Consider the following 13,957-nt stretch of genomic DNA (forward strand, 5'->3'; position numbering starts at 1 on the left):
CCCGGAATGCACGACTGAACCGAAATGACAAGCGGGCGTCGCATCTCCTCCCTGAGAGAGGCGTGCAACTACCGATCGATCTCGCCCATCACGATGTCGAGCGAACCGACGATGGACGGAATATCGGCGATCAGCACACCCTGGCACAGCGGGCCGGTGATGGACAGATTACAGAAGCATGAACTTTTGGCGCGTGCCCGAAACGGCTCCGCATCGCCGTCGCCGACGATGTAGAAGCCCATCGAACCCTTGGGGCATTCCGTTTCCAGATACACCTCGTCCGTCGGCAGCTTCTGATTCATCTTGAAGGGGACTCGATACTCCCCCTTCGTCGTTGGATATCGATCAAGTGCCTGTCGAACGATCTCGATCGACTGCGCGACTTCCATCATCCGCACAAAGAACCGAGACCAGTTATCCCCCAGGCGCACTTCAGGAGGGATCTTTCCGAAGGTCGAATCGTTGAAGGGAGCCACTGGAATTTTGAAGTTGTAGCCTTCATACATCCGTGTGTAGATGGGCTCACCGTCTCGCCGCAGGTCGTAGTCGACACCGCTGCCTCGCAGCACGGGCCCGGTACAGCCGTAGCTCATCGCCATTTCGGGACTGAGAATTCCCAACCCTGCCGTCCTCTGCACGAAAATGGCATTCCGCGTGAGCAGCGTATGGTATTCCTTGATTCGGGGCCCCATCCAGTCGAGAAACATCCGCAGCGCGTCCGACCAGCTCAGGTTCAAATTGGGATCCCGGCCCGTCAGTTGTGCCAGCCCGGGCGGAATTGTGATCTGATCTGGCAGATCATGGGTCGCACCGCCGATCGTGAGATAGCTGTATGTCAGACGCGCACCGCAGACTTCTTCGAACAGGTCGAGAATGATTTCGCGTTCGCGAAACGCGTACAGGAACGGGCTGAAAGTCCCCAGATCAAGCCCGTAAGCACCCATACCCACGAGATGACTGGCAATACGATTGAGTTCACTGATGATGACCCGCAGCGTCATCGCCTTCTCGGGAACTTCCATCCCGATCAGCTTCTCGATGGCGAGACTGAATCCGAGATTCATGTTCATCGCAGCGAGATAGTCCATCCGGTCGGTGTAGGGAATCCACTGAGGCGGCGACAGGTTTTCACCAATCTTCTCGGCACAGCGATGCAGATAACCAATGTGGGGCGTCACCTCGTGAACGATCTCGCCGTCCGTTCGCAGCAACAGTCGCAGCACTCCGTGAGTACTCGGATGCTGCGGCCCCATATTCACCAGCATTTCATCGGTGCGAACATCAAACTCAACGATGCGGGGGTCTTCGAGTGTCAAGCTCATGATGTCTTTCATCCAGGGGCAAAACCATGGATCTCTTTACGAGGTGATCGAATTCGCAATTGAGTTCGTTGCAGACCAGTGAATTGACCCCTTGCAGAGAAGGGGATTCACTCGCAAATCAACTTTGATAAACCAGACTGGCACTGTCCACAAAACCAGTCTGTACCGAGAGCAGCACGAACGGCCGAACCAGCAATCCTGTCTGCAGACTCACTTCCCACGCACGCCGTGATATTCCAGCGGAAACTCATAATCTTTCCGCAGCGGATGGCCTTCCCAGTCTTCAGGACACAGGATCCGCCGCAAGTTAGGATGATTCGTGAAGCGGATTCCCACCAGGTCGTATGCCTCCCGCTCGTGCCAGTCAGCAATCCCCCAGACATGCGCGACAGAAGGAACTTCGGGCAGCTCGCCCGCCACCCCATCTTTCCAGCGAGGGACCTTCACCTTGAGCTTGCAACGATGTTTCAGCGAGTAGCTGTAGAGATGATAGACGACTTCGACGTGCGGCTCGCAAGGAGTCTTTTTCTTCGGATCCGTCTCCAGCCAATCGGCGCCCGTCAGATCATTCAGCGCCTCGAATTTCAGCTCGGGATCTGATCGAAGAGACTCGCAGACGACCGCAATTGAACGCGCGGCCACTTCAATCCACGGGTCCTTCGTCTCAACTTTCAGGTCGACGATCGCATCGCCAAACTGCAAGACCAATCTCTGATGGATATCTTGGATCTGCATAGTTTTCGTCTCTTGCTGCGGCAGGTGCGGCCCAGGTCACCGTCGACCACTCAATCCAACCCCGAATCGCGACGTCTAAGCCCGGAACGTCTCAGCTAACTGGCGGTGACTGGGGGAGTCTTTTTCGTGGAAAGATGCGACAACGGACCGGCGGGGGAACCAATCTTGTTCTTCTGCTCGATCGTCGAGCGGACCCAGTCGAGGTCTCCGCGTTTCCAGACGTAAGCAAAACCAACCAGGAGTACGGCGAAGAAAGCGGCGACATCAATGAATGCCGTCCAGCCCAGCTTCAAAGCCGTCGCCGCACTGATCGCCGATTCATGAGTGACTGAGCCAGGGTTGGCAGACAGCAATTGCTCTGAGAGGAGACGCCGAGCTTCCAGCGACAGGGCGGGATCAGCCAGTTGCATCGTCGTCCCGAAGACGGTCGCCCAAGGGAAGAAGAAGACCACTTCCACATCGAAGATAATGAACAGCAACGCGACAACGTAGAACCGCAGGTCGAACTGGATATAGCTGCTGCCGATTGACGGCTCACCGCACTCGTAGCTGGCGTCCTTTTCGGGTGTCGGCACCCGGGGACGAACGAGCTTTCCGATCAGAAGCGGTGTAATCAGAAAGACAATGGCGAGGACGGTGAAGACCAGAAAATGTCCGACAACTTCAGTCATGGCAGGATCATTCCTTCGGAGTGACGTCGGTCTCTGTCTCGGTCAGTTTTTCCCGGCCTTGAAAACCGGCATCAATCGTATGCCAGAAACCGACGACAGGCTCACCCAGCTTCCAGCACAGACAAACTTCTTCGCCGTCGCGCATGGCGGGGAAGTCGACAAGCCCCATCACGGGATCTTTGAACTCAACGCCCAGTTCCAGCAATTCGTCGATATAACCTTGCAGGCGTTCGACGTCGCGTTCCAGCTCACGACGAACCTGCTCGACCTCTTCGCTGTACGGATCGTCGGGTCGGGCGTCCTTTGACCGACCTCGGGTGATCCTCATGAGACGTTCTTCACGGTCACGAACCTCGGGGTACAACTCGACGATATCACTGACGATTGCACGCACCAGTGGCAAAGTCTGATTTGCCGAGGCGACCGAAAAATACTGACGCGGAGCCAGCTTGGCACTCATCGAAACTCCCTGGTTTGGCTACCGCTCCGCAGCAGCAGGATTTCGCGTAGAACGACCGGAACGCTCGGTATAACAATGCGAGTGCATTGTTTCATCAGTACTCGGAACCACAACTACAACTCGGGAACCGACGTCCCCTGATAGCCATTACACTTCTAAAAACGTGGATGACAACAACAACGCCTTTTTACTCTTCAGACGGAGTGAATTGGAATGGACTTTCTTCCCCTTTCACCCAGACTGGCTCATAAAGCACCTTCGACTCGGCCACTGCCGTGGGGTTCAACGTCGCCTGTCCCCAGGCGACTTCCAATGGCAGCTTGGCGTAGTCGACAATGCAGCCATCACGACTGTAGCAGCTCAGATCGTGGTTCGAACCCATGAATATGCAATCCACCGGACAAGGCTCGACACACAATGCACAGAACATGCATTTGGTGTAGTCAATGGTGAAGCCATTCACACGAAAGCCCTTGCCGACCGGGCTCTTCTCTTTCTCGATATAGATACAATCGACCGGACAGGCGACTGCACATTTTTCGCAGCCGATGCAGGTCGTCAGATCGAATCGATGGAAACCGCGGTACCGGGCTTTGACGGGGATGGGAACTTCAGGATATTCAAAAACTTCAGTGAACGTCTTTCTGCGGTAGGTCAGGAGCATGGTCCGCATGGTGACCCACATCCCCTGCAGTAGCGTCGAAACTGCGACGTAGACATTGCGGCACCAGTCTCGGAAGTTCAGAATTGCCTGCATGAAAGGGGTCTCATCTTATCACGCCGTGCGGGACGCTCGCCGTTGCGTCAGCTGTGAAGTCAGATCACTGCGCATGACTCCACTGCAATCTCAGACCGTTGAGGATTATAGGCCACCTCCCCCCCAACGCAAGCGACGGGTCCCACCCGGCGCGCATGATCTCACAAGTGAGAAGAGCGGATTCAGCAAATCTTGCCCACGCACGCATCACTGATGCGACGTGCATTCCCGCGCGAATGTTGATCCCGCCCTCGGGAAGATCTCCCCCCCGTTCCACACATTGCAGTTGAAATTCACGCATCCACGGCTTATTCCGTCATTGTCACTGCGCTTCGCCAAAGGATCACACTCGTTCGTTTGACCCCGGAGTCTGTCATGAATCCAACCCACTGGTCTCGACGTCAGTTCTTCGGTCTCGCAGCCGGCGGAAGTATCGCCGCGGGATCGCTCCCCAACCTGCTGGCTCAAGACCCAGAGCGTCAGCCTGATGGCCGCCCCCGCGTGACGAAGTCGCGATCCACTTCCGGCGACAAGGTCATCGAACCTGACTGGAATGAACGTCTCTCACTGACGGTTGGGCAAAAGGAGGGAGACCTCGTCGGCACGACGAGCAAGGTCCTGCAAGCCGCCATCGATTACGTTGCTCAACTTGGAGGAGGAACTGTCCGAATCCAGCCAGGTACCTATCTGCTGAGAAGTTCACTGCACCTGCGATCGCACGTAAGACTGCTCGGCGCAGGTGAAGATACAATCCTCACCAAACCCGCCTCGGTGACAACCAAACTGGCGGAAGATTCCGACTGGTATGATCAGGAAATTACGCTCAACGACGCGAAAGGTTTTGAAGTCGGGGACAGCGTCTGCCTCAGAACCAGGAACCCGCATAACGGCAGTCCTGCCGTACTCAAACGAACGCTTGTCGCTCGATCGGGAAACCGGTTCAAACTGGATCGACCACTGCGTGACAATTTCTGGATCATCGGAGAATCAACCTGCTCGACTCTCTTCCCACTAGTCACAGGAGAGGAAGTCGAAAACCTGGTCATTGAGAACCTGACTCTCGATGGGAATCGCGGCAACAACGAGCACCTGGATGGCAACTACGGTGGCTGCCTCTTCCTGCAGGACGTCAATCAGGTTCAGATCCGCAAGGTCACAGCCCGAAACAATAACGGTGACGGCTTCAGTTGGCAGATCTGCCACGATGTTACGGTGGAAGATTGTCACAGCCACGATAACGCTGACCTCGGTATGCACCCGGGCTCAGGCTCGCAGCGGCCGCTGATGCGGCGGAACAAGATCGAACGCTGCCAGATTGGGATCTTTTTCTGCTGGGGAGTGAAATTTGGACTCGCCGAAGAGAACACTATACTCGACATCCGAGGGCAGGGAATTTCCATCGGGCACCGCGACACCGATAATATTGTCCGCAAGAACCTGGTCCGAAGCAGCGGACAGACGGGGATCCTTTTCCGGCCGGAACGGGGCGCTTCATTCTGCGGACACCGAAATCTGATCGAGCAGAACATCGTCGAAAACACGGGTCCCGCGGATGGAATCGCGATCGATGTTCAGGGAGGTACCGAGCAGGTGACGCTTCGCGAGAATCAAATCCTCGAAACACGCGCAGCCGCTCAGCGAATTGGAATCAAACTGGGCAAAGAGACCAAAGAGATCAAACTGGTCGACAACCATTTCAGTGGCTTCAGCCAGAATGTCGTCCAGGGCTGACGTCACTTTCTGCCGCAAACAACGCCCCCCGGCCCACACCGTGCGCAGGAATGGCGGAACGAGTGAGCCTCGCCGCGCCAGTTCCGTGCTCCACCGGGGGCATTCTGTCGGGAGTCATCCTGCGGGGCAGGGGGATGAGACCGCCGTTAAGCGAACGTCCATCCGTCAAACGAAATGTCGATCTGATGAACACGCAAATAGGCGTCTCCCGATCCTTTCGCGATGGTGACCGGTCCCTCTTGCTTATTCTCAACCATCACCGCAACGCCGACCCCCAAGCCAAACGAGAAGTTGATCCCCGGCGTCGGTGCCATACGTTTTTCCAGCGTGATGGTCTGGCAGAGCTGGTCATCGAACGCATCGAGGAAGATCGGGTGGAACTCGACTGAAGCCAGCTCCATTCGCTCCACCGCCGTCTTGCTCGGGTGCAGGTATTGGAAGAACACCAGCCGACAGCGGAAATTCGTGATGAACAGTGAATCGAGCGTCGCCGCACTCGTCCCACCGGCAGAGACCTTTGCCTTGATGGTGAAATACCCCGACTGTGGATCTCGAATCTGCTGAGCCAGCACGACGCTGGACTTCACGGGGATCGCGACATCCTGTTGTGAGCTGGCCGTCCAAATACCCAGCAGGGCTGATCGAGGAGTTCGACTGGGTTCGTCGAGCCGCACACCAAAACCAGCACCGTTGCCGGACAGGACAGTGGCTCGCCAGCCTTTGGGACTTGCGGGACCGTCCAGCGGAACGAGATGTGTTGTTGTTTCAAAATCCTTGCAAGCCAGCAGGCCCGGTTGGTACGGCGGAACAAAGGCCAGATCCCCCGTTGACTCAGTTCGCTGCGTCGTCGCAGGTTCTTCACCCAGCAACTTGTACAACGGTTCTGATTCCGTGAGCGACAGTTCCCGACCCAATCGGTCAGGAAACGTCCCCTGACTGTTAATCCCGACCAGATGGAAGACGGTTGCGGCCAGATGACCGGCATTGACGGGGTCAGACGCGGGATAGGCACCCTCCCGGTCACTTGAGCCATAAACCTGTCCGCCGGAAATCCCCGCTCCTGCCAGGACACAACTGAAGACCGATCCCCAGTGATCACGACCGGCATTGCCATTCACGCGAGGCGTCCGTCCAAACTCACCCACGGCGATCACCAACGTCTCGTCAAGAATTCCACGCTCCCTGAGATCATCCAGCAGGGCCGTAAAGCCAAGATCGAACTGCGGCGCCAGACAATCTTCCATGCGGTCAAAGTTTCTCGCGTGCGTATCCCAGATCGGGTTTTCCACGCCCCGGTCGCCGGGGACACGAGGCCAATTGACCGTCACGAATCGCACACCAGCTTCCACCAGTCGCCGCGCCAAAAGAACACTTTGTCCGAACGGGTTGCGACCGTAGCGTTCCCGGATCTTGTCCGGTTCGTCTTCCAGGTGAAACGCTTGCCGTGCGGCACCCGTCGTCAATAGATCGAATGCTTGTCGCCTCAACCCTTCATGCAACTGAACCGTAGCACTGCGCGGCGTATGATCAAACGTCCGGCCAAGTGCGTCGAGCAGCGAGACCCGCTTCTGCATGTGTTCGGCGGGAACGCGGCTGGCGTACAAGCCCCCCAGAGAAGATTGCGACTCAGAGGGACGACACTCAATCAGTTCGGGACTGTACTGCGGCCCGAGAATGCCTCCGAACTGACCTGCCTCGATATTGCCTCCATTGCCGATGAACAGTTCCGGCAACGAAACCGACGTCAGGGCGGGAACGCGCTCGCTCGGACGGAACTTCTTCACAACCGAGGCGAGATTCGGCCAGTCGGTCGGTTGTGCATTTTCTCCATCGCCAGTGAGCATCGGCCGACCGGTCAAGATCCAGTGACCGCTGCCACCATGAATATTATTATTCGTGAACATCGAGCGAATCACCGCCAGTTGTTCAGCCCGCTGGGCCGTGCGCGGCAGCAGTTCACTGAAGTGGATGCCAGGGACATTGGTGCTGATCGGCTTGAACGGTCCCCGAATTTCCAGCGGAGCCTGCGGCTTCGGGTCAAACGTTTCGTGCTGCGGGGGACCACCCGCCAGAAACAGGAAAATGACCTGCTTGGCACGCCCAAACATCGGGCCGCTCACCGGATCCTGTTCGGCCGACGCCGCACGAACGGAATTTCCCAGCAGACCGGGTAAACAGGCGGACAAGCCTGCCAGCCCCCCCACTTGCAGCGCATTTCGACGGCTGGTTCGCAGGGACGACAGATCACTCGGATGGCGCAGCATCGCATTCTCCACAGCTTGATGTGTTCCCTGACCACTGTATGACCGCGCCGCCACCAATTCCACTATGCTTATCTATTGATGCAACAAAATCCGGTCAATCCAGATTTGCCCCCTCAAGTAAGAGACAAATCACCCCGCGACAGCCCGGTAAGTCGCACCTTCACTCCACCCCCACCAACAAGACAGGTTTCCGCGAGCGCCCCCCCCCCTTTCTGGTGCTGAAACTCCGATTCGCCAGCACCTTGCTCAACCCGGGAACGAATAGGCCTGCTCCACCCGGCAGATGCGGACATGGTATGACTCATACCAGACAGACTTCCCCATCTGTTGAGCCAGCAAATGTTCGGAATGGCTTCGCCAGGCACCGATCGAGGCCAGATCGGCCCAGTAAGAAACAGTGATTCCACGCCCGTCACGATCCCGGTGGCTTTCCACACCAAGGAAGCCGGGCTGCTGGCTGGCAAGCTGTTCCATTCTCTCTGCCATCCCCGAATAGCCTGCCGGGTCCTCGACTGACCGTTTTGAGGTGAAGATCACGGCGTAGTACGGGGGCTTCAAATGTTCTCCTGCCCCACCAGTCAGTTCCACCATCGCGTTACACCTGCCGATTCCCGAATAAGGCCGAGAGCCGCTCATGAACCGCCGACCCGTCAAAGTCGCCCCAGAACATCAATTCCCTGACATTCACCCGAAGGTCGGACACACGGCACCTGAAGAGGGTTCCGATTGTTGCAGCAGGGGACAGAACGAAGTATTTCTGTTTGACACATTCGATCGAACGCAAAGCGATCGCGATCAGTTCGACAGAGACATATGGCGGCTGCGACGATCGTCCTTTCGGGAGCCCGAATGGGGCGCAAAGACTTGGTGAGCCGCCGGGAACAGACGAATTCTGCCCATTTACAAAGAACCAGAGTTGAGACGACCACGCATGGGAACTTTCCACTCTGACCGAGCGTCTTAATAGCAATCGATCGTGAACCAGATATCAGACCAATCGCTGATTGACAATTGCCTGGCTGGTCGACGGGAGGCTTTCGGGCAACTCGTTGAGCGGTACCAGAATCGGCTTTTTCATTCTTTGGTGCATCTGCTCGGTTCAACGGAAGACGCGCAGGACGCGGCTCAGGACGCCTTTGTACAGGCTTTCGAAAAACTGGGAAGTTTTCGAGGGCAGTCCCAATTTTACTCGTGGCTGTTCCGCATTGCGTTCAACACAGCGGTCAGCCACAAGCGAAAGACGCGGCGGATGTCGGTTTCCCTGGAAGCTCGCAAAGACGCCACCGGCGTTGAGCCGTCGGATGCGAATCCGTCGACCGAACCGTCGTATGCACTGGGAGTTTCTGACAGACAACGCCTTGTCCAGCAGGCGTTGTCGGAACTTTCGGACGAATTTCGGACCGCCCTGGTGCTGAAAGAGATGGATGGAATGAGTTACGAAGAGATCGCTGAGCTGGTCGAGGTCCCGGTGGGGACGGTTCGCAGTCGGATCCACCGTGCCCGCATCGAGTTACGTGACAAACTGTCGGTACTGTTGAAGTCAGAGGTACTGTAGGCGGGATGGGTGATCGCAGTGCGGGGAAATATTCTGATCATGAAGATTCATCTCGCACTTCCCGCTGGAATTTGATTATTGTTCTGTTCAGGTAAATGCAGTCTGTCCAGAGGGACAGCAGGAAGAAACCAGTACCATGAACCTACCGGTTCCTGATGAGTTGATCTCGGCCTACTTCGATGGGGAAGCGACACCCGCCGAACGCGCCGAAGTTGAACAATTACTCGACTCGTCACCCGAGTTCCGTCAACAGCTCGACGAAATCTCGAAGCTTTCCGCGTTGCTGCACTCGTTTCCCCGTGAGTCCGCCCCTGCCGGTCTGACAGCCAATATTCAGAAACGCGTTGACGCCGCTCCACTCCCCACCGCGCCCAGCTCACATCCCACCCCCGCCCGTAGCTGGCGTCGGGAATGGACGGCTTTCGGTGCCGGGATCCTGGCAACCATGGCATCGCTTCTGGCAATGGTCTCTGTCAGGCAGCTGCCGCTCCATCAAAACTCCGATCAGATGGCAGAACTGGAACACACGGGACCCGCGCCGGATCAACTCGCATTTGGCCGATTCTCAAAATCCGCCGCTCCCGAAGCGGCCCCGGAAGACGGCATCGCGATGTCGCAGGCCACAGCGCCTGTCGACTCAATAGATCAGCCAATGAATGCAGAGATGGAAGCGGCGTCTGCGATGAGCAGCTTCGCGGCAGGCGCGGCGATGGAATCGCACGAAAACGCTCCCCCTCGTGCGAAGCTCAATTCTGCCGATCACGTGTCGACGGATCCCACTCTGGGAGAAGAAATCTCTCCAGTCCTCGTTGCCGAGATGATCGATCCGGTAACAAACACGATCCAGCCGCAATCCCAACAAGATTTTCTCTCGTCACTGACCAATGGCGACGTCGTCGTATCCAGAATTGCGGACCCTACTAACACGGTCGCAGTCATTGACTTGACAGTCGTCGATATCGAACGCGGGGCCGAAGAATTAAAGCTCCTGCTGCAGAAACGCTCTGTGCTGGAAGTCAACGACGAAGCAAGTGGGGCAGCGAAAAAGCGGGACGAGCACAAAGCCTTCGATGATCGCCGGCAACTCAAAGGTGATTCGGACCGTAAGGAATCTGACTGGTCCGATGAACTGCAGGTCTTTTATGTCCGGGCTCCGGGTGACCAGCTCGCGAGCACCCTCGACGACCTCATCAAGATTCACCCCGATCTCTACCGAAACTGGTCGCCTCAGCCACCCATCGAACTCCCAGCGGGAACACGGGCGATGGTGGGGAACTATGGGCCCAAATTGGAAGTCAGCCAATCACTCGCCGGAACAGATCCAACCAACGAAGCACACCTGGATCGTGAATCGGTCGAACTCCCGGAAGAAGTCAACGAGGAAGCGAATATCGCCGTCACCTATCTCGCAACCCGGAACGCATTGATCAACTCGCTCGGTGAACGGAACAATACCTCGCAGCCCGCGGAGACTTTCGGAGCGACGAGCGCCAACGATGGCGCCAGGAGCCAGCCCGCCGCTACGGACGAACCATCACAACCAGAGCCGGGGCAAACCCAGCAGAAAGACCGCGACACAACGAATGGCGTCGTCGCCTCTGGTAATGACAAGGCGTACTTCCGGGTCTCACGCGAAAGCATGCCTGCACTCGGGATCTCAAACGGTGTAATGGGGGGGATGGGCCCCCAGGCAGCGATTCCTCCGTTAGCCAATCAGGTTCAAAACTTCGATCTGAATTTCGGCCCCCGTAATCGAGCTCAAGCACTTTCCGACCGGAACGATCGGACTCAAAAACTGGTCAGGATGTTGATCGTGTTGCGATCAGAGCAGTCTCCGGCTTCCAAAGTCCCCTGATCAACTGAGGGGTGCCGCTCTGTCATGAACAAAGCCTTTATCCGAGAACCGGACGAGACCGCCAGTCGCTGCCCTCGATGTCAATCGCTGGGACAGCCGGTGGGCCCTCAAACCCTCAACGCGCAACTGACGCCCGAACTTCGTCGTGGCCTCGCAGAATCGGCCAGCTTCTGCCCCGACAGCCAGTGCGATGTCGTCTTCTTCGATGACTTTTCAGGACAGGTTACGCGGGACAAGTTCACTCGCCCCATTCCCATTAAAGACCCCGCAGCTCCCTTATGCAGTTGCTTTGGACTCACTCGGGACGACATTGACGACGACCTGGCGGAAGGGACCGTCGTCCGCACCAAGTCCGCCGTGCTGAAAGCCCAGTCGCCGGACGCACGCTGTGCTACGCTCGCCCCCAACGGTCGCTCCTGTGTCGCCGAAATCCAGAGCTACTACCTCAAGAATAAGCAGCGCCATTCGAACTGAACCACGCAGGTCGAGACCAGAAACGCCCCGATGAATTGCAGCCGGGGGTTGAATTCTCTGCGTCAGCCTCTTCGCAAGCCGACAGCCGTGGCCGTCGCATACTTCCTGGTATGTGAGATCGTGATCAGTATCTCATCAACCCCGAGTTCCACCGCGACCTGCTGAGTGGCCCCGTGCAATTCAACGTACGGCTGACCGCTGGACCTGACTTTGACTTCGATGTCAGTCCAACCGACCTGCGGTGTAAACCCGGTCCCCAGCACCTTCATCACGGCTTCTTTGGCGGCCCAACGCCCTGCATAGTGCGGGGCCGGCTCGCGGCGAGGCTGGCAATGTTGAATCTCATCCGCCGTAAAGACCCGGTTTAAAAAGTGATCTCCATGGTCTGAGATCATTTTTTCGATTCGCTCAACTTCAACGATGTCCGTCCCTAAGCCCACAATCATCAACCGCCTCCTCTATTCAGGTTGAGATCGTGAGGAAGCTGACGCCCGCCGTACCGACAAACCGCCAGCGGCGATCCCTGTCAGCAGACATTCGCCGCTCCAGAAGACCTCGGGCCAGGGACTTGGCCACGCCCCCAATTGTCGGACTCGTCGCGAGAGAAATTCCCGAAATCGCTGCACAACAGTTTCGTCCGCCTTGACCACACCTCGCTGTCGATCGATTTCCCGCATGAGCTTCGCGGCGAGCTCTTCCTCTTTCGACAATTGACGCATCGCGGTATCGAGTTGAAACGTCTGGAGTGTACTTAAGACGAACCCTCCACATGCCAGCGAAGCGGCGAAGACGAATAACGTCCATAAAGAAGGCCGTACTTCAAACACATTGGCAAGCCAGACGATCAGCCATCCCACTAACAGACCAAACCCAATCGACAGAAGCCCGATCAGACGGATGCGGGCAGGTGCGTGCGAGACGGCTAGAGCAAGAACGGCCACGCAGAACAAACTGGCGAGCATCCAGACGACGAGCGATCCGCCGCCCCCCTGTGTCGAGTCCCTCGTCGAATCGTCTGACTCGTCTAATTCCGCCGGCACGTGCGCATCGTGAGGACCGACTCTGTCCATTACTTATCTTCGAAAGAAACCCGCGGATTGACCACTACGTAGAGAATATCGGAGACCAGAATCCCCACAAGTGTCAGCACGGCGGACAGCATCAGCGTGGTCATCACGAGATCGTACTCACGGCGCAGCACTCCTTCGTACGACAACAGCCCCATTCCGTGAATATTGAAGATCACCTCAATGATCACGCTTCCACCGACCAGAAATGGCAGCAGCGAGGCGAGCAGCGTGATGATCGGGAAGAGACTGTTCCGCAGTGCATGCACCAGGATCACTCGAGGCTTGCTGCACCCTTTTGCCTCAGCCGTGCGTATGTAATCCTGACGAATGACTTCCAGCATCCCGGCTCGCATCTGCCGGCTGACGTACGCCAGACCTCCATAAGTCATACAGAGCACCGGCAGCACAATATGCTTCGCGTAATCCACAAACTGTTCGAACGGGAGCATCGAATCGAAGTTCTGGGACTTCAGTCCCAGGATGGGCAGTGGGGAATTCGAGAAGCCCAGATTCGTCCAGATCCATTTCTGCATGAACAGTTCACGCAGTAACTCAGCCACCCAGAACGACGGCAGGCTGTAAAGCACGAACAGAAAGACCGTCGAGACGCGATCAAACATGTGGCGTGGATAGGCGGCACTCAGGATACCCAGGGGAATCGCCGCCACATAGATCAACGTGAAGACAATCAGGTTCAGCAGCATCGTGACCTTCAGGGCATCCCAAAGTTCAGGCCAGATCTTCTGCTCGGTCTGGAAAAAGATCATGTCCCCTTGGACGAGCCGGTTGAGAAACAACATGAACTGGTGCGGAAGCGGCTTATCGAAACCGTGTCGTTCACGGAATCGTTTCTCTGCCGCTTCCGTCCCTCGTTCTGCATTCACACCGGCGGACGCCTGTCCCGCTCCACCAAACTTTTCCGCCGCCGGATCCCCGGGGGCCAGACGGATCACCAGAAACGACACGAGCAGAATTCCGAACATCGTCGGAATCATCAGCAGAATTCGTTTGAGGAGGTAAGTGGCCAAAACACGTCTCGATCTGGGATAGTGGAGAGAACACG

At 56.9% G+C, this 13,957-nt stretch carries 14 protein-coding genes; 4 read left to right on the forward strand and 10 right to left on the reverse strand.

What is annotated here, in order from left to right; all coding sequences use genetic code 11:
• Positions 1–68: 68 nt before the first annotated feature.
• From ACGY09_RS11130 to ACGY09_RS11150, 5 genes are all read right to left on the reverse strand, one after another.
• Positions 69–1,322 carry an NADH-quinone oxidoreductase subunit D gene (locus tag ACGY09_RS11130; RefSeq protein ID WP_397571603.1) on the reverse strand — a complete coding sequence of 418 codons (1,254 nt, stop codon included), beginning with the start codon at positions 1,320–1,322 and terminating at the stop codon, positions 69–71.
• A 210-nt stretch (positions 1,323–1,532) separates the two neighbouring features.
• On the reverse strand, positions 1,533–2,057 hold the full coding sequence (locus ACGY09_RS11135) for an NADH-quinone oxidoreductase subunit C (protein WP_397571604.1): 525 nt from the start codon (positions 2,055–2,057) through the stop codon (positions 1,533–1,535).
• A 95-nt stretch (positions 2,058–2,152) separates the two neighbouring features.
• Positions 2,153–2,728 carry an NADH-quinone oxidoreductase subunit A gene (locus ACGY09_RS11140; protein WP_397571605.1) on the reverse strand — a complete coding sequence of 192 codons (576 nt, stop codon included), beginning with the start codon at positions 2,726–2,728 and terminating at the stop codon, positions 2,153–2,155.
• A 7-nt stretch (positions 2,729–2,735) separates the two neighbouring features.
• Positions 2,736–3,188: a DUF2203 domain-containing protein gene (locus tag ACGY09_RS11145; protein WP_373650175.1), complete on the reverse strand. Its 453-nt coding sequence runs from the start codon at positions 3,186–3,188 to the stop codon at positions 2,736–2,738.
• A gap of 187 nt (positions 3,189–3,375) precedes the next feature.
• Positions 3,376–3,945, reverse strand: coding sequence for an NADH-quinone oxidoreductase subunit I (locus ACGY09_RS11150; RefSeq protein ID WP_373650174.1), 570 nt, complete (start codon positions 3,943–3,945; stop codon positions 3,376–3,378).
• Between the two features lie 375 nt (positions 3,946–4,320).
• Between ACGY09_RS11150 and ACGY09_RS11155 the strand changes: the two genes are divergently transcribed.
• Positions 4,321–5,676 carry a right-handed parallel beta-helix repeat-containing protein gene (locus ACGY09_RS11155; protein ID WP_397571606.1) on the forward strand — a complete coding sequence of 452 codons (1,356 nt, stop codon included), beginning with the start codon at positions 4,321–4,323 and terminating at the stop codon, positions 5,674–5,676.
• A 146-nt stretch (positions 5,677–5,822) separates the two neighbouring features.
• Here ACGY09_RS11155 and ACGY09_RS11160 read toward each other — a convergent pair whose 3' ends face one another.
• Together ACGY09_RS11160 and ACGY09_RS11165 are read right to left on the reverse strand one after the other, a co-directional pair.
• Complete coding sequence (locus ACGY09_RS11160; RefSeq protein WP_397571607.1) at positions 5,823–7,940, reverse strand: DUF1501 domain-containing protein; 2,118 nt, start codon at positions 7,938–7,940, stop codon at positions 5,823–5,825.
• A gap of 246 nt (positions 7,941–8,186) precedes the next feature.
• Positions 8,187–8,531, reverse strand: coding sequence for an antibiotic biosynthesis monooxygenase family protein (locus tag ACGY09_RS11165; protein WP_397571608.1), 345 nt, complete (start codon positions 8,529–8,531; stop codon positions 8,187–8,189).
• Positions 8,532–8,916: 385 nt separating this feature from the next.
• Between ACGY09_RS11165 and ACGY09_RS11170 the strand changes: the two genes are divergently transcribed.
• The 3 genes from ACGY09_RS11170 to ACGY09_RS11180 all read left to right on the forward strand — a co-directional run bounded on the left by ACGY09_RS11170 (position 8,917) and on the right by ACGY09_RS11180 (position 11,824).
• Complete coding sequence (locus ACGY09_RS11170; RefSeq protein WP_397571609.1) at positions 8,917–9,495, forward strand: sigma-70 family RNA polymerase sigma factor; 579 nt, start codon at positions 8,917–8,919, stop codon at positions 9,493–9,495.
• 136 nt (positions 9,496–9,631) lie between these two features.
• Positions 9,632–11,350: an anti-sigma factor family protein gene (locus tag ACGY09_RS11175; RefSeq protein WP_397571610.1), complete on the forward strand. Its 1,719-nt coding sequence runs from the start codon at positions 9,632–9,634 to the stop codon at positions 11,348–11,350.
• A gap of 24 nt (positions 11,351–11,374) precedes the next feature.
• Positions 11,375–11,824, forward strand: a complete 450-nt coding sequence (locus ACGY09_RS11180; protein ID WP_373650168.1) for a hypothetical protein — start codon at positions 11,375–11,377, stop codon at positions 11,822–11,824.
• A gap of 62 nt (positions 11,825–11,886) precedes the next feature.
• Here the strand turns inward: ACGY09_RS11180 and acpS are convergent, their stop codons facing one another.
• The 3 genes from acpS to ACGY09_RS11195 are packed head-to-tail and all read right to left on the reverse strand — an operon-like array spanning position 11,887 to position 13,922.
• Positions 11,887–12,270 carry a holo-ACP synthase gene (gene acpS, locus ACGY09_RS11185; protein WP_397571611.1) on the reverse strand — a complete coding sequence of 128 codons (384 nt, stop codon included), beginning with the start codon at positions 12,268–12,270 and terminating at the stop codon, positions 11,887–11,889.
• Between the two features lie 12 nt (positions 12,271–12,282).
• Positions 12,283–12,894: a hypothetical protein gene (locus ACGY09_RS11190; RefSeq protein ID WP_397571612.1), complete on the reverse strand. Its 612-nt coding sequence runs from the start codon at positions 12,892–12,894 to the stop codon at positions 12,283–12,285.
• A complete protein-coding gene (locus ACGY09_RS11195) occupies positions 12,894–13,922 on the reverse strand; it encodes an ABC transporter permease (RefSeq protein WP_397571613.1) in 1,029 nt (342 codons plus the stop codon). The genes ACGY09_RS11190 and ACGY09_RS11195 overlap by 1 nt, the downstream gene beginning before the upstream one ends.
• Positions 13,923–13,957 lie beyond the last annotated feature (35 nt).

The sequence above is a fragment of the Schlesneria sphaerica genome (assembly GCF_044336245.1).
Classification (GTDB): Bacteria; Planctomycetota; Planctomycetia; order Planctomycetales; family Planctomycetaceae; genus Schlesneria; species Schlesneria sphaerica.